This is a genomic window from Streptomyces sp. NPDC096205 (genome assembly GCF_044763135.1).
Classification (GTDB): domain Bacteria; phylum Actinomycetota; class Actinomycetes; order Streptomycetales; family Streptomycetaceae; genus Streptomyces.
Window position 1 is genome coordinate 924,430 of sequence record NZ_JBIWFS010000001.1, and the last position, 20,116, is coordinate 944,545.

The 20,116-nt window shown below is 72.1% G+C and carries 21 protein-coding genes; 9 read left to right on the forward strand and 12 right to left on the reverse strand.

Annotation, left to right across the window (positions count from 1 at the left end; all coding sequences use genetic code 11):
• Positions 1–14 precede the first annotated feature (14 nt).
• From ACIQ6Y_RS04195 to ACIQ6Y_RS04205, 3 genes are all read left to right on the forward strand, one after another.
• A complete protein-coding gene (locus ACIQ6Y_RS04195; RefSeq protein WP_404032611.1) occupies positions 15–1,271 on the forward strand; it encodes a VWA domain-containing protein in 1,257 nt (418 codons plus the stop codon).
• Positions 1,271–2,074 (forward strand): hypothetical protein, encoded by an 804-nt coding sequence (locus ACIQ6Y_RS04200; RefSeq protein ID WP_404032614.1) that lies wholly within the window; start codon positions 1,271–1,273, stop codon positions 2,072–2,074. Before ACIQ6Y_RS04195 ends, ACIQ6Y_RS04200 begins: the two co-directional genes overlap by 1 nt.
• A 163-nt stretch (positions 2,075–2,237) precedes the next feature.
• Positions 2,238–3,791: a serine/threonine-protein kinase gene (locus ACIQ6Y_RS04205; RefSeq protein WP_404032617.1), complete on the forward strand. Its 1,554-nt coding sequence runs from the start codon at positions 2,238–2,240 to the stop codon at positions 3,789–3,791.
• On the opposite strand, the gene ACIQ6Y_RS04210 is transcribed toward ACIQ6Y_RS04205, so the two are convergent.
• Complete coding sequence (locus ACIQ6Y_RS04210; protein ID WP_404032620.1) at positions 3,788–4,561, reverse strand: helix-turn-helix domain-containing protein; 774 nt, start codon at positions 4,559–4,561, stop codon at positions 3,788–3,790. The two genes, ACIQ6Y_RS04205 and ACIQ6Y_RS04210, sit on opposite strands and share 4 nt — an antisense overlap.
• Before the next feature lie 95 nt (positions 4,562–4,656).
• Here ACIQ6Y_RS04210 and ACIQ6Y_RS04215 point away from each other — a divergent pair, with 95 nt between their 5' ends.
• Positions 4,657–5,508 (forward strand): NAD(P)H-binding protein, encoded by an 852-nt coding sequence (locus tag ACIQ6Y_RS04215; protein WP_404032623.1) that lies wholly within the window; start codon positions 4,657–4,659, stop codon positions 5,506–5,508.
• Positions 5,509–5,551: 43 nt separating this feature from the next.
• Here ACIQ6Y_RS04215 and ACIQ6Y_RS04220 read toward each other — a convergent pair whose 3' ends face one another.
• The 3 genes from ACIQ6Y_RS04220 to ACIQ6Y_RS04230 are packed head-to-tail and all read right to left on the reverse strand — an operon-like array spanning position 5,552 to position 7,903.
• Positions 5,552–5,974, reverse strand: coding sequence for an acyl-CoA thioesterase (locus tag ACIQ6Y_RS04220; RefSeq protein WP_404032627.1), 423 nt, complete (start codon positions 5,972–5,974; stop codon positions 5,552–5,554).
• 57 nt (positions 5,975–6,031) lie between these two features.
• A complete protein-coding gene (locus ACIQ6Y_RS04225) occupies positions 6,032–6,670 on the reverse strand; it encodes a hypothetical protein (RefSeq protein WP_404032630.1) in 639 nt (212 codons plus the stop codon).
• Between the two features lie 24 nt (positions 6,671–6,694).
• Positions 6,695–7,903, reverse strand: coding sequence for a pyridoxal phosphate-dependent aminotransferase (locus ACIQ6Y_RS04230; protein WP_404032633.1), 1,209 nt, complete (start codon positions 7,901–7,903; stop codon positions 6,695–6,697).
• An 83-nt stretch (positions 7,904–7,986) separates the two neighbouring features.
• On the opposite strand from ACIQ6Y_RS04230, the gene ACIQ6Y_RS04235 reads away from it, so the two are divergent.
• Complete coding sequence (locus tag ACIQ6Y_RS04235) at positions 7,987–8,613, forward strand: winged helix-turn-helix transcriptional regulator (RefSeq protein WP_404032636.1); 627 nt, start codon at positions 7,987–7,989, stop codon at positions 8,611–8,613.
• A gap of 117 nt (positions 8,614–8,730) precedes the next feature.
• Here ACIQ6Y_RS04235 and ACIQ6Y_RS04240 read toward each other — a convergent pair whose 3' ends face one another.
• The 8 genes from ACIQ6Y_RS04240 to ACIQ6Y_RS04275 form a co-directional block, all read right to left on the reverse strand.
• Entirely contained in the window at positions 8,731–10,098 is a 1,368-nt protein-coding gene (locus ACIQ6Y_RS04240) for a nucleobase:cation symporter-2 family protein (RefSeq protein WP_404032638.1), read from the reverse strand.
• Between the two features lie 301 nt (positions 10,099–10,399).
• Positions 10,400–11,785 carry an 8-oxoguanine deaminase gene (locus tag ACIQ6Y_RS04245; protein WP_404032641.1) on the reverse strand — a complete coding sequence of 462 codons (1,386 nt, stop codon included), beginning with the start codon at positions 11,783–11,785 and terminating at the stop codon, positions 10,400–10,402.
• A gap of 69 nt (positions 11,786–11,854) precedes the next feature.
• A complete protein-coding gene (locus ACIQ6Y_RS04250; RefSeq protein WP_404032644.1) occupies positions 11,855–13,267 on the reverse strand; it encodes a nucleobase:cation symporter-2 family protein in 1,413 nt (470 codons plus the stop codon).
• Between the two features lie 70 nt (positions 13,268–13,337).
• Positions 13,338–14,261, reverse strand: a complete 924-nt coding sequence (gene pucL / locus ACIQ6Y_RS04255; protein ID WP_404032647.1) for a factor-independent urate hydroxylase — start codon at positions 14,259–14,261, stop codon at positions 13,338–13,340.
• A gap of 4 nt (positions 14,262–14,265) precedes the next feature.
• Positions 14,266–14,679, reverse strand: a complete 414-nt coding sequence (gene uraH / locus ACIQ6Y_RS04260) for a hydroxyisourate hydrolase (RefSeq protein ID WP_404032650.1) — start codon at positions 14,677–14,679, stop codon at positions 14,266–14,268.
• A 2-nt stretch (positions 14,680–14,681) separates the two neighbouring features.
• A complete protein-coding gene (gene uraD, locus ACIQ6Y_RS04265) occupies positions 14,682–15,194 on the reverse strand; it encodes a 2-oxo-4-hydroxy-4-carboxy-5-ureidoimidazoline decarboxylase (RefSeq protein WP_404032652.1) in 513 nt (170 codons plus the stop codon).
• Positions 15,195–15,346: 152 nt separating this feature from the next.
• A complete protein-coding gene (locus ACIQ6Y_RS04270; RefSeq protein ID WP_404032655.1) occupies positions 15,347–15,709 on the reverse strand; it encodes a helix-turn-helix domain-containing protein in 363 nt (120 codons plus the stop codon).
• Entirely contained in the window at positions 15,706–15,957 is a 252-nt protein-coding gene (locus tag ACIQ6Y_RS04275) for a hypothetical protein (RefSeq protein WP_404032658.1), read from the reverse strand. Before ACIQ6Y_RS04275 ends, ACIQ6Y_RS04270 begins: the two co-directional genes overlap by 4 nt.
• A gap of 165 nt (positions 15,958–16,122) precedes the next feature.
• Between ACIQ6Y_RS04275 and ACIQ6Y_RS04280 the strand changes: the two genes are divergently transcribed.
• From ACIQ6Y_RS04280 to ACIQ6Y_RS04295, 4 genes are all read left to right on the forward strand, one after another.
• Positions 16,123–17,160, forward strand: a complete 1,038-nt coding sequence (locus tag ACIQ6Y_RS04280; RefSeq protein WP_404032662.1) for a lytic transglycosylase domain-containing protein — start codon at positions 16,123–16,125, stop codon at positions 17,158–17,160.
• 97 nt (positions 17,161–17,257) lie between these two features.
• Positions 17,258–18,331, forward strand: coding sequence for a sigma-70 family RNA polymerase sigma factor (locus ACIQ6Y_RS04285; RefSeq protein WP_404032665.1), 1,074 nt, complete (start codon positions 17,258–17,260; stop codon positions 18,329–18,331).
• Between the two features lie 93 nt (positions 18,332–18,424).
• A complete protein-coding gene (locus tag ACIQ6Y_RS04290) occupies positions 18,425–19,348 on the forward strand; it encodes an ABC transporter ATP-binding protein (protein WP_404032668.1) in 924 nt (307 codons plus the stop codon).
• A complete protein-coding gene (locus tag ACIQ6Y_RS04295; RefSeq protein WP_404032671.1) occupies positions 19,345–20,115 on the forward strand; it encodes an MlaE family ABC transporter permease in 771 nt (256 codons plus the stop codon). The genes ACIQ6Y_RS04290 and ACIQ6Y_RS04295 overlap by 4 nt, the downstream gene beginning before the upstream one ends.
• The last annotated feature ends 1 nt before the right edge of the window (position 20,116 follow it).

The window sequence follows — 20,116 nt, forward strand, 5'->3', positions numbered from 1 at the left end:
AATAAGATCCGCCGATGATCACAAGAAAACGGCTGGCGTCAGGCGTGTGCGTCCTGTTCGCCGCCCTGGCCGCCGGGATCGCCGTCCCGGCCGGGGCCGTCGCCGACGAGACCACGGCCACCGCGCCGAAGGTGAACCTGGTCCTGGACGTGAGCGGCTCGATGCGGGCCCGGGACATCGACGGCCAGTCGCGGATGGCCGCGGCGAAGCAGGCGTTCAACGAGGTGCTCGACGCCACCCCGGAGGAGGTGCTGCTGGGCATCCGCACGCTCGGCGCCGACTACCCCGGCGACGACCAGAAGCGAGGCTGCAAGGACACCGCCCAGCTCTACCCGGTCGGCCCGCTGGACCGCACCGAGGCCAAGACCGCGGTGGCGACCCTGACGCCCACCGGCTGGACCCCGATCGGCCCGGCGCTGCTGAAGGCGGCCGACGACCTCGACGGCGGCACCGGCTCCAAGCGCATCGTGCTGATCAGCGACGGCGAGGACACCTGCGCCCCGCTCGACCCGTGCGAGGTGGCCCGCGAGATCGCCGCCCGCGGTATCGGGCTGACCATCGACACCCTCGGCCTGGTGCCCAACGCCAAGATGCGGCAGCAGCTCAGCTGCATCGCCGAGGCGACCGGCGGCTCGTACACGTCGGTGGAGCACACCGAGGAACTCGCCGACAAGGTCAACCAGTTGGTGGACCGGGCGGCCGACCCGGTGGTGACGCCGGTGGCCACCGAGGGCGCCGAGGCGTGCGCGAAGGCGCCCGTGCTGAAGTCCGGGCTGTACACCGACCGCGTCGGGTTCGGGCAGCAGCGCTGGTACCGGGTGGACGTCGAGCCGGGCCGGGAGCTGCGCGCCTCCGTGAGCGTGGCCGCGGACCGGGCGGTCGCCCCGTCGTACGGGCTGCTGCTGCGGGCCGTGACCGTGCACGGCCGGGAGATCGTCCGCGGTGAGGCCGCGGGCGACGGCCGTACGGATGTGATCTCGACGGGCCTGAGGTATCCGAAGGCGGACGACGACGAGGCGCCGACCGAGGGTGTGTGCCTCCAGGTGACGCACTCCTACGCGGCCGCGTCGGGCGTCGAGACCACGCCCGGTCTGCCGCTGGAGCTGACCGTGGACGTCGTCGACGGCCCCGGTGACTCCGACGACGTGGCCTCCTTCGGCCTCGGGCGCGGCTGGTGGCTGCTGGGCGCGCTGATCCTGACCGGGTTCGTGGCCGGTCTGCTGTGGGGCTGGCTGTCGCGCTGGCGGGTCGCGGTCTGGAGGACCAACTGATGCGTATCGCAAGGATGCTGGGCGCGGCGCTGCTGCTGCCGCTGATGCCACTGCTGACAGCCGCGCCCGCCGCCGCGGACTCGACGCCGTCGGCGAGCCCGTCCGAGGACTCCGGCGCCCCCACCGAGGCGGGCACCTCGTTCCGTACGGCAACCGAGATCGACCAGGGGCAGACGGCCACGGCGAGCGGCTCCACGGGTGACTACCTGTACTGGTCCTTCCCGGCGGACGCCGGACAGCGGCCGACCGTACGGGCCACCGTGAAGCTGCCCGACACGCATGCCGCCGAGACCTGGCAGATCGACGTCTACGACGGCCTGCGCCGCCGCCAGTCCTGCCAGTACGGCATGCAGACCCGCACGGCCGCCGCGGACGCCTCGTCCGTGGAGCTGGCGTGTGTCCTGCGCACGGTGCGGGCCTGGTCCGAGCCGTGGGCGAACGACCCGCTGCCGGGCACCTACTACATCCGCCTGACCGCCGTCGGCCTGGGCACGGCCGACCGGGGTCTGCCGGTGAACGCCGAAGTCCGGGTCGAGTCCAAGGACATCGGCGGCGCGGCGGCGGTGGACGGCTCGCTGGGTGAGCCGCTGGTGCCGGGTGTCGCGATGACGTCCGCGCAGGAGGACGAGGACTCCGCGGTGCTGTCCGCCATCGACCCCGACGACGGCTGGTCCTCCGGCTGGTGGTCCGACCGCTGGGTCTGGACGGCCCTGGGCGGTGTGCTGGCCGCGCTCGCGGGGATCGGCGGCTACCGGCTGACCAGGGGCTCGGGCCGCCCCTCGCACGTGCCGCCGGGCGTCTGACGCCCTGGCCTGAGGCCCACCGCGTACGGTCGTACGCGGTGGGCCTCCTCCTCGTACGGCCCAGGGGGGCCGGGTCAGCCCGTGTCCGTGTGCCGCTTAGGCTTCTGCTCCGGTCGATCCACGGTTGACCAGGGACTTCGGGGGACGAGGGGAGAGCGGGGCGATGGACGGCGCGAGCGAGGTGTTCCGGCCGCTCGAGGCGGACGATCCGGCCGAGGTGGGCGGCTATCGCCTCACCGCCCGGCTCGGTGCCGGCGGCATGGGGCGGGTGTACCTGTCGTACACACCGGGCGGGCGTCTCGTGGCGATCAAGGTGGTCCGGCCGGAGCTGGCGCACGATCCGGACTTCCGGCGGCGGTTCCGCCGCGAGGTGGAGGCGGCCCGCCGGGTCCGGGGCGCCTACACCGCCGAGCTGATCGACGCCGACTGCGACGGCGTACCGCCTTGGCTGGCCACCCTGTACGTGCCCGGTCCCTCCCTCACGGAGGCGGTCGCCCGGGGCGGGCCGCTGTCCGTGCCCGCGGTGCTGTGGCTGATGGCAGGAGTGGCCGAGGCGCTCCAGGCGATCCACGCCGAGGGGATCGTGCATCGCGACCTCAAGCCATCGAACGTGCTGCTGGCCGACGACGGCCCGCGGGTGATCGACTTCGGTATCTCCCTGGCCGCCGACCTCACCTCGTACACCGCGACCGGCGCGGCCGTCGGCACGCCGCATTTCATGGCTCCCGAGCAGGCGACCGCCGGTGAGGTCACTCCGGCGACCGATGTCTTCGCGCTGGGGCAGACGGCCGCCTTCGCGGCGCTCGGCGAACCGCTGTACGGCTCCGGTTCCGCGCCGGGCGTGCTGTACCGCATCGTGCACGAGGAACCCGACCTGTCCCGGCTGCCCGAGCCGCTGCGCCCGCTGATCGCCCGATGCCTGGCGGCCGACCCGCGGGAGCGGGCCACCCTGCCGGAGGTCCTCCGGTGGTGCCGGCAGCAGCTCGGCCCGGACGCAGGACCGGCCGTCTGGCGCGAGGTCCTGGGACAGCGGCACACGCCCGCCACGCCTCCGACACCCGACCCCACCCTGCGGCTGCCCCGGCCGGCGCGGCTCCGCCGTCGGCGTACGGCGCTGATCACGGCCGCGGCCGTGACGGCGGCGGCGCTGTTGACGACGGGCCTGGCCTGGGTGGCGTCCGACGCGGGAGACGGGTTCCGCGACTGGGTCGCGGGCGCGTCACCGACAGCCGGTCCGCAGGAGTCCGTACGGGCCCCCGCGACCGGCGGCGACGGGGACCGGACCCCGCCCCCACAGACGTCGTCCAAGCCCTCCCCGGTCACCTCCGGGCCTTCGGGAGCCGTCGCCTACACCTCCCTGTGGCTGGACTCGAAGAAATCGCTGAGCTTCGCCGAACCGGTGCAACGCCAGGACCGCGAGGGGGACATCCGCTTCGACTGCGCGGAGGTCGGCTGTTCACTGGACAGCGACTCCAGTGTGTTCGTGCAGGTCTTCGGCGAGAACGCGGCTTCCCCGGAAGTGTGCCGCTTCATGCTCTCCGGCACCGACTCCGACTACCGCCACTGGCCGCTCGCCGCGGCGGCCAACGGCAGCCAGATCTGCGTCAGGCACCCCTCCGGCGAGATCGCCCTGCTGGTGATCCGGACCAAGTCGACCGCACTGCCCGAATCCGCCTTCATGCAGGTGGAGATGACCGTGTGGCCGAAGGCCGCCTAACCGCGGGCGACGGCCTGGCAGGGCCCCGCGGCCGGGCGGCGGCCGGTGAAGAAGGCCCGCGGCGGCACGCCCATCAGGGTGCGGAAGTCGGCCGTCATGTGGGACTGGTCGTAGTAGCCGGTGTCGGCGGCCAGGTCGGCCCAGGTGCCGGTCGCCGCGCGGGCGAGGACATGACGTACGCGGTTGATGCGGGCGTAGTGCTTGGGGGACAGTCCGACGCCGTCGGTGAACAGGTTGCGCAACTGCCGTTCGCTCACGGCGAGTCGGCGTGCGGTCTCCTGCACCTGTTCGCCGACGGACAGCGCGGCGACCCCGGCGCGCAGCAGCTCGGCGCTGCGGGGCTGCTCGTCGGGCAGCAGCTCGGCCAGCCGCCGCGAGAGGTCCTCGGGTGCCGTGTCGGGCAGCACGTCCGCGAGCCGGCGCGCCGTCGGCCCGGGCAGCGCGTCCAGCGACACCACCCGGCCGACCAGGTCCACGGCCGGAACTCCCAGCAGCGGACGGGCCGTTCCGGGCGCGAGGCTGAGGCGTACGCAGGAGGCGGGGCGGTCGGTCGCGTGGTAGGAGGCGCGGGTGCGGGGGCCGACGACCAGGGCGTCGCGGCGGCCGTCGGGGCCGGTACGCACGACGAGCTTCGCCGCCGGGTCGGGGACGAAGGTGTACGGCTCGCCGGGCATGTCGTCGGCCGCCGTGATCGTCATGTCGGCGATCCACGGGCGCAGTTCGGCGGGCAGCGTCAGCGGCAGCGGTCGGTCGGCGACGGCGGTGGTCATGGCCCCACCGTATGCGCCCGGGGCGCCGCGCGGGGCACGGATGCCGTGCCGGAATTTCCTAGAGCGGCGGCGGACCGGCCCGGCACCTTTGTCGCATGATCCTCGTGACCGGTGCCACGGGCACCATCGGAAGTGAACTCGTACGACAGCTCGCCGCGCGGGGCGAGAAGGTGCGCGCCCTCACCCGCGACCCGGCGAAGGCCGACGTCCCCGCGGGCGTGGAGGTGGTCCGCGGCGACTACCTCGACCAGGAGTCGGTGCGGGCGGCGATGAGCGGGGTGACGGCGGCGTTCCTCGTGGGCGTGCCGGGCCCCGGCGCGCTGCACGACCCGGAGCTGGTGGCGGCGGCCCGCGCGGCCGGTGTGGGCCGGCTGGTGAAGCTGTCCGCGATCGCCACCGGCGACCCCGATCTGGGCCCCTCCGCGACCTGGCACCTGCCCGGCGAGCGGGCCCTGGCGGAGAGCGGCGCGGAATGGACCGTGCTGCGCCCGTCGGTCTTCGCCTCCAACACGCTGAGCTGGGCGCATCCGATCGGCGCGGGCGAGCCCGTGCCCAACATGACCGGGGAGGCCCGGCAGGGCGTCGTGGACCCGCGTGACGTGTCGGAGGTCGCCGCGCGCGTGCTCGTCGAGCCGGGCCATGCGGGACGGACGTACACCCTGACGGGTCCGGCGGCGATCGGCGTGCCCGAGCAGGCCGCCGTGCTCGGCGAGGTCCTCGGCCGGCCGGTCGCCACGCGCGAGCTGTCCACGGAGGAGTCCCGCGGTTTCCTGGGGGCCTGGGGGCTCGGCGAGGAGGCCGTCGAGGCGATCCTGGCGGGCAACGCGTACGTCCGGCAGGGCCGCAACGAGGTCGTCACCGACGACGTGCACGCGGTCCTCGGCCGTCCGGCGCGCAGCTACCGGGAGTGGGCCGAGGACCGGCGGGGGGCGTTCGGGGCGGCGTGAGCGCCCGGAGCCCGCGACGGCGGGCCGCTCCGAACGGCAGGCCCTACAGGCCGAACAGCGCCGGGTCGGCCGCCAGTTGCTTGAACCGCTCGCGCGGGTCGTCGAGGAGGCGGCGTGTCGTGAGGTCCAGCAGTCCGCCGACGGCCACGACCTCGGCGGCGAGGGTGCCGTCGGACTTGCGGATGCTCTGCCGGATCGTGAAGGTCCTGCCCTCGCTCCAGGCGAACTCGCAGCTCACCTCGACCTCGTCGCCGGCGAGCAGCTCGCGCTTGTAGCGGATGGTCGTCTCCAGGGCGACCGGGCCGATGCCCCGGGCCGCGAGGTCGGCCTGGCGGATGCCGGCGGCCTGGAGCAGCGCCCAGCGGGCGTGCTCGGCGTAGTTCAGATAGACGGCCTGGTTGAGGTGTCCCTGGACATCGGTCTCGTAGCCACGGACGGTCACCGGGACGGAGAACGGCTCGCTCACTGCTACCCCTCTGGTGTTCGGCGCTGTGTGCTCTGCCGTTCGATCCTGTCACGGCCGTCACACGCGCCGCGGAGACGCCAGCAGGTAGCGGGCCCGCGTACGCGGCTCGGTGTGCTCCCCGGTCTGCCAGCCCGCCCGCTCCAGCGTGGCCGCGCAGGCCCGCAGCGCCTCCGGGTCCGTCTCGTGCACCGCTACGGCGTCCGGCTGCGGGGTCGCCCGCACCCGGTACCCGGCGCCCTCCGGCCCGGCCGGGGGGTGTCCGGCCGCCTCCAGAGCGAGCGCGGCGGCCCGCACCAGATGCGTACGCTCCCAGCCGCAGGGCCGGTCCACGGCGCCGTCCTGGTTGGTCATCCGGCGCAGTTCGAGGAGCCCCTGCCAGGCGCTGTGCACCTCGCGCGTCCGGGCGGGCCCGGTGGCGGGGGGCTCCTCCTCGCCGCCGACGCGTGCGGCGAAGACGCCCTGGTCGGCGGGCGGCTCCGCCGTCACGGGCTCCTCCCGGTCCGCCGTCGCGGGCTCCTCCCGCAGCCGGTGCCCGGCCGGGGTGAGGAAGTGGTCGTGCGGCGGCCTCGGGTGCCGGAAGGCCAGCCCCCGCTTCACCAGTGCCGCGAGCTGGGCCGGCGTGCCCTTCAGCCGCCCGGTGACGGGGTCGGCCGCCTCGACGACACGCCGCTGCGCTGCGGTGAGGGGTCGGCTCACGGGGCACACGCTCCTCTCGGGCCGCTACTGCCGGTACCCGCTCAGGAAGCGCCCGATCCGGCCGATCGCGGCCTCCAGGTCCTCCGCGTACGGGAGGGTGAGGATACGGAAGTGGTCGGGGGTCGGCCAGTTGAAGCCGGTTCCCTGGACGACCTGGATCTTCTCCCTCAGCAGGAGGTCGAGGACGAACTTCTCGTCGTCGTGGATCGGGTGCACCTTGGGGTCGATGCGCGGGAAGGCGTACAGGGCGCCCTTGGGCTTGACGCAGGACACGCCGGGGATCTCGTTGAGCTTCTCCCAGGCGACGTCGCGCTGCTCGCGCAACCGCCCGCCGGGAGCGGTGAGTTCATGGATCGACTGGCGGCCGCCGAGCGCGGCCTGGATGGCGTACTGGGCGGGCGCGTTGGCGCACAGGCGCATGGAGGCCAGCATGGTCAGGCCCTCCAGGTAGTCGCGCGCATGCTGCTTGGGTCCGGTGACCACGAGCCAGCCGGAGCGGAAGCCGGCCACCCGGTAGGTCTTGGACAGGCCGCAGAAGGTGAGGACCACCAGGTCGGGGGCGAGGGCGGCGGCCGAGTGGTGCACGGCGTCGTCGTAGAGGATCTGGTCGTAGATCTCGTCGGCGAAGACCATCAGGCCGTGCCTGCGGGCGAGGTCGAGGATGCCCTCGACGATCTCCTTGGGGTAGACGGCCCCGGTGGGGTTGTTGGGGTTGATGATCACGACCGCCTTCGTCCGGTCGGTGATCTTCGACTCCATGTCGGCGAGGTCCGGGTACCACTCGGCCTGTTCGTCGCACAGGTAGTGGACCGCCTTGCCGCCCGCGAGGGTGGTGACGGCCGTCCAGAGGGGGAAGTCGGGGGCGGGGATGAGGATCTCGTCGCCGTCCTCGATCAGCGCCTGTACGGCCATGGAGACCAGCTCGGAGACGCCGTTGCCGAGGAAGACGTCGTCGACGTCGACCTGCAGACCGAGCGTCTGGTAGCGCTGGGCGACGGCGCGGCGGGCGGAGAGGATGCCGCGCGAGTCGGTGTAGCCGTGCGCCTGGGGGAGCATCCGGATCATGTCCTGGAGGATCTCCTCCGGGGCCTCGAAGCCGAACACGGCCGGGTTGCCGGTGTTCAGGCGCAGCACGCTGTGGCCCGCCTCCTCCAGCGCGTTGGCGTGCTCGATCACCGGGCCGCGGATCTCGTAGCAGACCTCGCTGAGCTTGTTCGACTGCCGGAACTCCATGGCGCCCCTCCAGATAACCAGTGTCACTTGGTTTTACCAAGTAGCAGCTTGGAAAGTCCAACAACTTGTCTAGACTGCGTCGCATGCCACCTCGTCGAAGCTACGACCAGTACTGCTCCGCCGCCCGCGCGCTGGACGCCGTCGGCGACCGCTGGACCCTGCTGATCGTGCGCGAACTCCTCGCCGGGCCCCGCCGCTACACGGACCTGCACGCCGACCTGCCGGGGGTCAGCACGGACGTCCTCGCCTCCCGGCTGAAGGACATGGAGCGCGACGGGCTGACGACGAGGCGCCGCCTGCCGCCGCCCGGAGCGGCCTACGTCTACGAACTCACCCCGCGGGGCCGCGAGTTGCTGCCCGTCCTGCTCGCGCTCGGCGAGTGGGGGCGCGGCGAGCTGGGAGAGCGCAGGCCCACGGACGCCCTGCGCGCCCACTGGTTCGCACTGCCGCTGCTGAACGCGCTGGAGGGCGAGGGACTCGTCGAAGTACGCCTGGACGAGGGCGACTTCCACCTCCACGTCGGCGCCCAGGAGGGGCCGGTCTACGGTGACGGGCCCGCGCCTCGGGAGCCGGACGCGCGGCTGTCGATGGACGGGGAGACCTGTACGGCTGTGGCGCGCGGGGAGTTGAGCCTCGCCGAGGCGGTGCGTGCCGGGCGTGTCGAGGTCGCGGGGGACGGGGCGCTCGCCAAGTCCCTGCGGGAGGGGTGATCGTCTTCGGGCCGGACATACGGCTCGACGCGCCAGAAGCCCCTGCTGTAAGACGTCGGCCGGGGGCCACGCCATGGTCGCGCGGCCCCCGGCAGGGGTGTTAACTCACCGTCCGTTTCAGTGCGCAGCGGCGATCTCCTCCCCCGCCTCCATCGGATGGGTCACGTCGTGGGCGTCGCCGCTCTTGCCGAGGTGGTTGAAGAGCATGTTGAGGACGACGGCGGTGACGCAGCCGGTCGAGATGCCGGAGTCGAGGACGATCTTCGCGGTCTCGGGGAAGGAGTGGTAGAACTCCGGCGCGGTGATCGGGATGATGCCGACGGCGAGGGAGACGGCGACGATCAGGACGTTGTTGTCCCGGTCGAGGCCGGCCCGCACCAGCGTCTGGATACCGCTCGCGGCGACGGAGCCGAACAGGACGATGCCGGCGCCGCCGAGGACCGGGCGGGGCACGACCGCGATCAGCGAGGCGGCCATCGGACACAGGCCCATCAGCACCAGGAAGGCACCGCCGGTGGCGACGACGTACCGGCTGCGGATCTTCGTCATGGCGACGAGGCCGATGTTCTGCGCGAACGCGCTGCACATGAAGCCGTTGAACAGCGGGCTGATCGCCGAGCCGAGGGTGTCGGCGCGCAGTCCGGCCGCGATGGTCTTCTCGTCGGCGGGGCGTTCGACGATCTCACCGAGGGCCAGCATGTCGGCGGTCGACTCGGTCATCGACACGACCATCACCACGCACAGCGAGAGGATCGCGGCGAACTGGAACTGGGGTGCGCCGAAGTGGAACGGGGTCGGGAACCCGACGATGTCCGCGTCGCCGACGGGGCTGAAGTCGGTGACGCCGAACGGGATCGCGATGAGCGTGCCGGCGACCAGGCCGAGCAGGACGGCGATCTGCTTGACGAAGCCGCGGGTGAAGCGGCGCAGCAGCAGGACGATCAGCAGGGTGATGCCGGCGAGGGTGAGATAGGTCGTCGAACCGTAGTCCTCCGCGGCCGGGTTGGGACCCTGGGCCCAGCCGAAGGCGACCGGCAGCAGGGACACGCCGATCAGGGTGATGACGCTGCCGGTGACGACCGGCGGGAAGAAGCGGATCGCCTTGCTGAAGAAGGGCGCCGCGAAGAAGCCGAGCAGACCGGCGACGATCACCGCGCCGAAGATGATCGGCAGGGCGTCGGACTTGTCCTCGGTGGAGGCGACGATCGCGGTCATCGGGGCGACACCGGCGAAGGTGACCCCGTTGACGAACGGCAGCCGGGCGCCGATCTTCCAGATGCCGAGGGTCTGCAGGAAGGTGGCGAGGCCCGCTGTGAACAGACAGGCGCCGGTGAGGAAGGTCAGTTCGGTTGCGGTCAGGCCTATGGCCGCGCCGACGATGAGCGGTGGGGCGACGACCCCCGCGTACATGGCGGCCACGTGCTGAAGACCGCTGGTCGCCATTTTCAGGGCGGGGAGTTTTTCGTCTACGGGATGGGCGGCCACGGCTGCTCCTCCAAACGGCTAACACGTCAGGGGCGACGTGGATTTCAGGGAGGTGGTGCGGGTGGTCGTGCGGGACCGTGACGGGGGTGGCGACGGCGGTGAGCGGTGGGGTGCCAACGGCCTACGGATCATGGCCTACGGCTCATGGCCTACGGCTTATGGCGGTAAGCGTCGGGCGTGACCGGCTCCAGGGCGTGTGCGTCGGGCACACGCCCCGGAGACGGCTTCCGTGGATCCCGCTCGGATCCACGGTCCCGGCCGGGAGCCGTCCCTCTCGGCCGGAGTTCTGGGGGGGGGAGGGTCAGCGCTGGGCGGCGATGCGCGCCAGGCGCTGGGCCTCCTCTCGGGTGGAGCGGGCGATGGCGTCCTCGTCGACGGTGAGCAGGCGGTTGCTGTCGACGATCTGCCGGCCGTTGACGAAGGAGGCGGTGACCGGGGCCGCGGCGCCGAAGACGAGCGCGGTCACCGGGTCGGCGATGGAGGCGTGGGCGAGGGTGTCCATCTTCCACAGCACGACGTCGGCGAGCTTGCCCACCTCCAGCGAGCCGATCTGCTCGGCACGGCCGAGGACCTGCGCACCGCCGTAGGTGCCCAGGCGCAGGGCCTGGCGGGCGTTCAGCGCGGCCTCGCGGTGGGCGCCGAGGCGGTTGATCAGCAGGGCGTTGCGCAGCTCGGTGTGGAGTTCGCCGGACTCGTTGGAGGCGGTGCCGTCCACACCGAGGCCGACCGGGACGCCCGACCTGAGCATGTCGGGGACGCGGGCGATGCCGGCCGCGAGGCGGGCGTTGGACGACGGGCAGTGGGCGACGCCGGTCTTCGTCCGGGCGAAGGCGGCGATGTCGGAGTCGTTCATGTGGACGCAGTGCGCCATCCACACGTCCTCGCCGAGCCAGCCGGTGGACTCGAAGTAGTCGGTGGGGCCCATGCCGAACAGCTCGTGGCAGAACTTCTCCTCCTCCACGGTCTCCGAGCCGTGGGTGTGCATCCGCACCCCGAGGCGGCGGGCCAGGTCGGCACCCTGGCGCATGAGTTCGGTGGAGACGGAGAAGGGGGAGCAGGGGGCGACGGCCACCTGGGTCATGGCGTCGAAGGAGGCGTCGTGGTGCTGCCTGACGGTCTCCTCGGTGGCGGCGAGCGCACCGTCGAGGCTCTCCACGGCGAAGTCCGGGGGCAGGCCGCCGTCCTTCTCGCTGCGGTCCATCGAGCCGCGGGCGAGGGTGAACCGTACGCCCATCTCGGCGGCGGCGCGGACGATCGCGCCGGACAGGTCGCCGGAGCCGTGCGGGAAGACGTAGTGGTGGTCCATGGCGGTGGTGACACCGCCGCGGGCCATCATCGCGAGGGAGCCCTGGGCGGCCGAGTAGCACATCTGCTCGTCGATGCGCGCCCACACCGGGTACAGCGCGACCAGCCAGTCGAACAGGTTGTGGTCGGTGGCCAGGCCCCGGGTGATCCACTGGTAGAAGTGGTGGTGGGTGTTGACCAGACCGGGCGTGGCCAGATGGCCGCTCGCGTCGATCCGGCGCACCACGTTCTCCAGGTCCGCGGGGGCGTTGCCCGCGCCGACCGACTCGATGCGGTTGCCGGCCAGGACCAGGTGTCCGGAGGCGTACTCGGTGTCGCCCGCGTCGACCGTGGCGATCGCGCAGTTCTCGATGACGATGCGCTCGGCTGCCGATGATGCCATGGAGCTTCCTTGTCTTTCAGTGGCGGCCCGTGGGCCGGGGTGTGGCCACGGGGAGGGCACGGCAGGACCCTAGGAGGATTTGAGTGCCGGGGCGGTTCGGCCGCTCCGGGTGCCGAGGTGATGGAAGAACAGATTCAGCGAGACGGCGACGAGCGCGCCGGCGCTGATACCTGAACCGAGCACGGTCTGCGCCCAGGCGGGGAAGTCGGCGTAGAAGGTGGGTGCCGCGAGCGGGATGATGCCCGCGCCGAGCGCGACGGCCACCAGGATGATGTTGGAGCTGTCGTCCAGGCCGGCTTCCGACAGGGTGCGGATGCCGCTGACGGCGATCGAGCCGAACAGGACGATGCCCGCGCCGCCGAGAACCGGCATGGGCACCAGGGAGACGACCGCGCCGAGCACCGGGAAGGCGCCGAGGACGATCAGGGTGGCGCCCGCGACGGCGACGACATAGCGGCTGCGCACCCGGGTCAGCGACACGACACCGACGTTCTGGGCGAAGGCCGAGGTGGGGAAGCCGCCGAAGACGGGGCCGAGCAGGGTGGCGATGCCGTCGGTGCGCAGGCCGCGGGTGATGGTGCGCGCGTCGGTGCGGCGGTCGCAGATCTCACCGAGGGCGAGCATGCCCGCCGACGACTCGGTCATCAGCACCAGCATCACGATGCACAGCGACAGGATCGCCGCGGGCTGGAACTCCGGCGCGCCGAAGGCGAACGGCGCGGGCAGCGCGGCGACGGGCGCGGACTTCAGCCCGCTGAAGTCGGCCATCCCGAACGGGATCGCGGCGAGCGTGCCGAGGAGCAGCCCGAACAGCAGGGCGACCTGCTTGACGAAGCCCCTGCCGAAGCGCTGGATGAGCAGGATGACGGCGAGGGTGAACCCGGCGAGCGCCAGGTGGTGCATGGCGCCGAAGTCGGCGGCGGTCTCGTCGCCGCCCTGGGCCCAGCCGACCGGGACCGGCATCAGGGTCACCCCGATGAGGGTGATGACCACGCCGGTGACCAGGGGCGGGAAGAAGCGCAGCAGTCGTCCGAAGAACGGGCCGATCGCCAGGCAGAAGACACCGGCGACCATCACCGCGCCGTAGATCGCGGGGAGTTGACGGCCCGGGTCGTTGGTCTCGGCGATCGCCAGGATGGGGGCGATGCCGGCCGAGGAGGCGGCGTTGACGAACGGCAGCCGGTTGCCGATGAAGCCCTTGACGCCGAGGGTCTGCAGGATGGTCGCGACACCCGCGATCAGCAGGGACGCGGCGATCAGCCGGGTGCGGGCCGCGAGGTCGAGGCCGCATGCCTGGCCGATGATGAGCGGAGGAGTGACCACGCCCGCGTACATCGCGGCGATGTGCTGGAGCGCGGCGGGGACGAGCCGCGAGGGGTGGAGCTTCTCGTCCACCGGGTGCACGGACGTGACGGCGTCCTGGTCGTGCACCGGCGGGGTGGAACAGGGGGCTTCGGCCGGCCCCGTTGCAGGCTGTGCCATGGTGTTCCCTCCGGTGTGGCGCGCCCCCGGGTCCGCTTCGGCGAGAAGGACCGGGGGCGCGCGTCCCGCGTCAGAGGTTGGTCATGTCGACCGGGATCTGGGCCTCGCAGCCGTCCCGCAGGATGGTGGCCTCGATCAGGCCGTAGGGACGGTCGGCGGCGAAGTAGACCTCGTTGTCGTTCTTGAGCCCGAACGGCTCCAGGTCCACCAGGAAGTGGTGCTTGTTCGGCAGCGAGAAGCGGACCTCGTCGATCTCGCTGCGGTTGTTGATGATGCGCGAACCCATCTGGTACAGGGTCTGCTGGAGGGAGAGCGAGTAGGTCTCGGCGAAGGCGTGCAGCATGTGCTTCTTCACCTGCTCGTAGGACTTCTCCCAGTTGGGCATCTTCTGCTCGTCGTCGGTCCAGTTGAACCGCCAGCGGCCGGAGACCTGGGTGGCCAGGATGCGGTCGTACGCCTCCTGGAGGGTCGTGTACTTGTCCTTGACGTAGCCCCAGAACTCGGAGTTGGTCGAGTTCATCACGATCAGGTCCTTGAGGCCGGAGACGACCTCCCACTTCTCACCGTCGTAGGTGATCTGGGTGACGCGGGTCTCCTGGCCCTTGCGGACGAAGGAGTGCTTGACCTCGTCGGCGCCGATGAACTTGCTGTTGGCGTCGGAGGTCTCGATCCGCTCCCAGGCGTACTCCTCGATGCGGATGCGCGCCTGGTGGATCGGCTCCTGCGAGGTGACGAAGTGGCGGGCGAGGTGGATGCCGAACTGCTCGGCGGACTCGATGCCGTACTCCTTGGCGAACGCGTACACCGTGTTCTTGGTGGTGTCGGTCGGCAGGCAGTTGGCGTTCGAGCCGGAGTAGTGGACGTCGTCCATGTCGCCGCTCAGCGCCACGGACACATTGAGGTCCTTGATGTGATGGGTGGCGCCGTCCCGCGTGATCTTGACGACTCGGTTCTCGGCCTTGCCGTACTGGTTCTGTCCCAGAATGGTGGGCATCTAGCTAGCTCCCTCGGTAAACGGAGTAGCCGAACGGGTTGAGCAGCAGCGGCACGTGGTAGTGCTCGCCCGGCACGACGGCGAACGTGATCGCCACCTCCGGGAAGAACACACCGGTACCGCTGTCCCGATTCGCGGGGGCGTCCTGCTGCGCATCGGCTTGCTTGTTCGCAGATTCTGCAGTTCTTTCGAAGTACGCCTCGACCGCGAAGTCGAGCCGTACGTGGGTCGTCCCCTCCGGCAGGTCCGGAAGGTCCTTGCACCGGCCGTCCGCATCGGTCGCGGAGCCGCCGAGGGTCTTCCAGTCCGCATCGCGGCCGCTACGGGCCGACAGCTGGACGGCGACGCCCTCGGCGGGACGTCCGACGGATGTGTCCAGGATGTGCGTGGACACGGAGGCGGTGGTGCTGGTGCTCATTCTCAGGCGTCCTCTTCGACGAGTCGGGCCAGTCGGATGCGGTTGATCTTGCCCAGCTCGGTGCGCACGGTCTCGCGCTCCTGCTCCGGCGAGTTGCCGATCCGCTCCTTGACCGCGTCCCGCATCTGCTCGCCGGTCCTGCCGGTGGCGCAGATGAGGAAGACATGGCCGAACTTCTCCTGGTAGGCCAGGTTCAGTTCGAGCATCTCCGCCTTGAGGTCCTCGGAGGCGCCGGCCATACCGCGCTGCTCGCGCGCCGAGGTGGGGTCGCCCGGCTTGGGGCGGCCGATCGGCGGGTGGCCGGCCATGGCCTCGGCGAGGTCCTCGGCGGTCAGCTCGGCCATGGCGGCGTCGCTGGCGCGGTAGAGGTCCTCAGGGGTGGCGTACGGGCGGGCGGCGAGCAGCCGCCGGCCCCATGCCGTGGAGGCGCACGCCTCGTGGAGCGCGGCGGAGGCCGCGTGCTCCTCGAGCGCGTTGAACCGGGCCAGGCCCGGCGGCGTGGAAGTGGAAGTCACGGGAGCCTCCGTGGCCGGAAACGGCCTTCGTGCTGAACGGGCTGCGGATAGCTAACGCCCTCCGAAACGTTACGTCAACACTTTGTTGAAAATTCGGGGTTACGGACCCGTGTCCCCTTCGAAAGGCCCTCTCCGACGCCCCTCGTGCCTTCTTACGACTCCTTCTCGCGGTTCAGGTAGTTGTAGACGGTGAACCGGCTGACGCCCAGCGCCCCCGCCACCGTCTCCACGCCGTGCCGCACCGCGAAGGCGCCCCGCGCCTCCAGCACCCGGACGACCTCCTGTTTGGCCTTGCGGTCCAGGTCGGCCAACGGCTTGCCCCGCTTGCGCTCCATCGCGGCCAGGATGTGATCCAGGGAGTCCGCGAGCTGCGGCAGCCGTACGGCGACGACGTCGGCGCCCTCCCAGGCGAGCACGACATCGTCGGGGCCGGCCTCGTCCGGCGGCAGCAGCTCCCCGCCCATGGCGTCGACCAGCGGCTTGACCGCCGTGATGAACGGCTCGTCCCCGCTCACTCGGCGCCCTCCGCGACCACGTTGACCTGCAGCGAGACCCGGGTGGCCCCGGCCTGGAGCGCCTTGCGCAGCAGCGCGTCCACAGCGCTCAGCACCGCGTCGGCACCCCCCTCCGCCGTGTTGCCGAAGGGACCGACGTCCACCTCGTCCAGCTCCGCGGCCTCGATCACCTCACGCGCGGCGAGCGCGTGCGCGGGCGCCTCGTCGAGGTCGAACGGCTCGGTCGTGAACTCCACTCTCAATCGCACGCGCCCAACCTAACGCCCCGCACGCGGGTTCCGGCAGCGGTTGCGGCCACCGGGCGACTGACCGGTCGGTCCGGGCGGCGGAAGGCGTCCCGGGAGTTCCGCGACGGAACCGGGCCCGCGCGCCGTAGAGCAGATGACAGACAGTCCGCAGGGAGGGGTCGCACAGTGACAGGGCACAGGGTCGGCAGAGCGGTCAGAGGAGCCAGGGGTACGGCGGCGGCGGTCGTGGCGATGGCCGCGCTCACCGCCTCGCAGCCGCCGGGGGCGGTCCCGGCCAGGGCGGTCGCGCCGCCGCGGCAGGCACCGGCCGACGAGGGGCCGAGCGTGTCCGGCGACGCCCCGTACCGCAGGGACCTGCCCCCGCTGCACGTGGCCGAGCGGTCACCGCGGCCCGTCGCCGCGCTGCCCGCGAGCGTGTTCGCGGCCTACCGCCGCGCCGAGGCCGAGCTGGCCCGCACCGACCCCGGCTGCCGGCTGCGCTGGCAGCTGCTGGCCGCGATCGGCCAGGTCGAGTCCGGCCAGGCGGGCGGCGGCCGGGTGCGGCCGGACGGCACGACCGCGACCCCCATCCGCGGGCCGCGCCTCGACGGCCGGGGCTTCGCCCTGATCGAGGACACCGACGACGGGGCGTACGACGGGGACGCGGTGTACGACCGTGCCGTCGGGCCGATGCAGTTCATCCCCTCGACCTGGGCGTCCTGGGGCGCGGACGGCAACGCCGACGGCCGCGCCGACCCGCACAACGTCTACGACGCCGCCCTCGCCGCCGGCCGCTACCTCTGCGTGGGCGCCCGCGACCTGTCCGACCCGGCCGGCCTGGAGCAGGCGATCCTCGGCTACAACCGCTCGCGCGCCTATCTGCGCACGGTCCTGGCCTGGTACGGCTACTTCCTCGGCGGCCACCGGGTCGTCCCGGACGCGGGCCCGGCGGGCGCTTCCCGTACGTCCGGATCCCGCGCGCCGCAGTCCCGCACGTCCGCCTCCCCTACGCCGTCCTCCCCCGCGACGTCGTCGCCCCCGGCCACTCCTCGTACGGTGCCCAGCCCGGCGCCGTCCACGGAGCCCGAGCCGAGCACGCCCGCACCCCGCCCCACTCTGACCTCACCGGCCCCCTCCGTGTCCCTCGGTCTCCCCACGGACAGCGTCCTGCCCAGCGCCCCTGAGCTGCCCGGAGGCCAGGAGGGACCGTTGCCGACTCGATAACCGCCGCCCCCTCCACAACCGCGGATACTCGGCGGTAATGTCGCCACCCGCCGGCCGGCACCGCACCCGACCGGTGGGTGAGCGCGAAGGGGCCCTCATGGCGACGACGGACCTGCCGACGAAGGCGGAGATTCAGGCCGCACACGACCGCTGGCAGACCATGTGGAGACACCGGGAGCAGTTGCTGAAGGTGGCCCGCCGCCGGTCGATGTCCCAGGAGGATGCCGAGGACGCCGTGCACGAGGCCATGCTGCGCGCCGCCGAACGCCCCGACCTGGACGACGACCGGCTCCCCGCCTGGCTGACCACGGTGACCATGCGGCTGTGCGTCGACCGATACCGCCAGGTCAGCCGGGAGGCCGAGGTCCACCGCAGCCCGACCCTCCTCGCGCCCGGCCCGGTGCCGGTCGAGGAGGCCGTGTGCGACCGGGCCGAGGCGACGTGGCTGGCCCGGCGCAGCGGGGAGCTGCCTGCCCGGCAGGCCGAGGCGCTGCGGCTGAAGTCCGAGGACCTGGACGTCAGCCAGGTCGCCGTCCGGATGGGGCTCAGCTACCGGACCGTCGAGTCCCTGCTGGCCCGGGCCCGCCGGACGCTGCGCAACTCGCTCGCCGGCACGCTGGGGCTCGCCCTGTTCCTCCTCGGGCGCGGCCGGCCCCGCCCGGGCGTGGTCGCCACGTCGGCGGCGGCGACCCTGGTGGTGGCCGGGTTCGCCCTGCTGCCCCACACCGGCCCCTGGGACCGGCAGGGCACGGCGCCGTCCGAGGCGTCCGTCTCCCCCGCCCCCGAGGCGGCTCCGCGGGAGCGGTCGTACGGCGAGAGCGCGGCAGGCACCCCTGCCGTACGGCAGGCGCCGGACGCGCGCCCGTCCTCGGCTGCGCGCACGATGGCGCATGCCGAGGAGCAGCCGCTGCTTCCGCTGAGCGTGCCCTCGCTCGCCGTGCTGTCGCCGACGGCGGGGCTTCCGACGGACGAGGTGCACGAGGTGGTGCCCCAGGTGCCGGGCGTCCCGGGACTGCCCGAGGTGCCCGGTCTGTCGGCGGAGGGCGTCGCGCCCGGCCCCACCGAGGTGCCGGACGTGCCGGACCTCGTGGACGTACCGACCGCCGCAGAAGGCACGCAGATCACAGACGCCCCGGCCGTCCCCGAGAGCCTGTCCGGCCGGCTCCCGTAGAGCCCTCGGAAAAAAGTTCGCGTCCGCCGCGACGGACGCCCCGCCCCTCCCCGTAGAGCAGTCGAAAGGGCCGCTGCGGAAGGGTGGGACCGGATGGGTGTCGAGATCTGTGTGGAAGGGCTGACCAAGTCCTTCGGACACCAGGTCATCTGGCAGGACGTCTCGCTGACGCTGCCCGCCGGTGAGGTCTCCGTGCTGCTCGGGCCGTCCGGCACGGGCAAGTCGGTGTTCCTGAAGACGCTCGTCGGGCTGCTGAAGCCGGACCGGGGCTCGATCAAGGTGGCCGGCAAGGACATCACCGAGCTGCGCGAGCACGACCTGTACGAGGTGCGGAAGCTGTTCGGCGTGCTGTTCCAGGACGGCGCGCTGTTCGGGTCGATGAACCTGTACGACAACATCGCCTTCCCGTTGCGCGAGCACACCCGTAAACCGGAGGCGGAGATCCGCCGGATCGTGCTCGAGAAGATGGACATGGTCGGTCTGATCGGCGCCGAGCGGAAGCTGCCCGGGGAGATCTCCGGTGGCATGCGCAAACGGGCCGGTCTGGCCCGGGCGCTGGTGCTCGACCCGGAGATCATCCTGTTCGACGAGCCGGACTCGGGCCTGGACCCGGTGCGGGTGGCGTATCTCAACCAGCTCATCGTCGACCTCAACGCGCAGATCGACGCGACCTTCCTGATCGTCACCCACGACATCGCCTCGGCCCGTCAGGTGCCGGACAACATCGGCCTGCTGTTCCGCCGCGAGCTGGTGATGTTCGGCCCGCGCGAGAAGCTGCTGAGGAGCGACGAGCCGGTCGTACGGCAGTTCCTGAACGGCCGGATGCAGGGGCCGATCGGCATGGCGGAGGAGAAGGACGCCGCGCAGGTCGAGCAGGAGCTGAAGCAGATCGACGACACGGGCGCGCCGCCCGCGATGACCCCACGGCTGCTGCCCGGCCCCGGCATCACCCGCCCGCCCCGCTGGGAGGCGATCGCCCGGCGTGAGGCGGAGCTGAAGGCCGAGGAGGACGCATGAGCCTCTCCCCCACCGCCGCCCTGCGCCACTGCGGCGACCTCTTCGCGATGGCGCTGGACATCCTGCGGACCCTGCCCCGACGGCCGTTCCAGACAAGGGAGTTCATCCAGCAGGCGTGGTTCATCGCCTCGGTCACCATCCTCCCCACCGCCCTGGTCTCCATCCCCTTCGGCGCGGTGATCGCGCTCCAGATCGGCAGCCTCACCCGGCAGCTCGGCGCGCAGTCCTTCGCGGGGGCCGCCTCCGTGCTGGCCGTGCTGCGGGAGGCCTCGCCGATCGTGACCGCGCTGCTGATCGCGGGCGCGGGCGGCACGGCCATCTGCGCGGACCTCGGGGCGCGGAAGATCCGCGAGGAGATCGACGCGATGCAGGTGCTCGGCATCGATCCCGTGCACCGGCTGGTGGTGCCCCGGGTGCTGGCGTCGATGGTGGTCGCCGTGCTGCTCAACGGCCTGGTGTCGGTCGTCGGCGTGGCCGGCGGCTACTTCTTCAACGTCGTCCTTCAAGACGGCACCCCCGGCGCCTATCTGGCCTCCTTCACCACGCTCGCCCAGTTGCCCGACCTGTGGGCGGCCGAGGTGAAGGCGCTGGTGTTCGGGGCGATCGCGGCGATCGTCGCCTCGTACAAGGGACTGACGGCGAAGGGCGGCCCCAAGGGTGTGGGGGACGCCGTGAACCAGTCCGTGGTGATCACTTTCATGTTGCTGTTCGTGACGAACTTCGTGTTGACGGCCGTGTACTTCCAGGTCGTTCCGCAGAGGGGGTGAG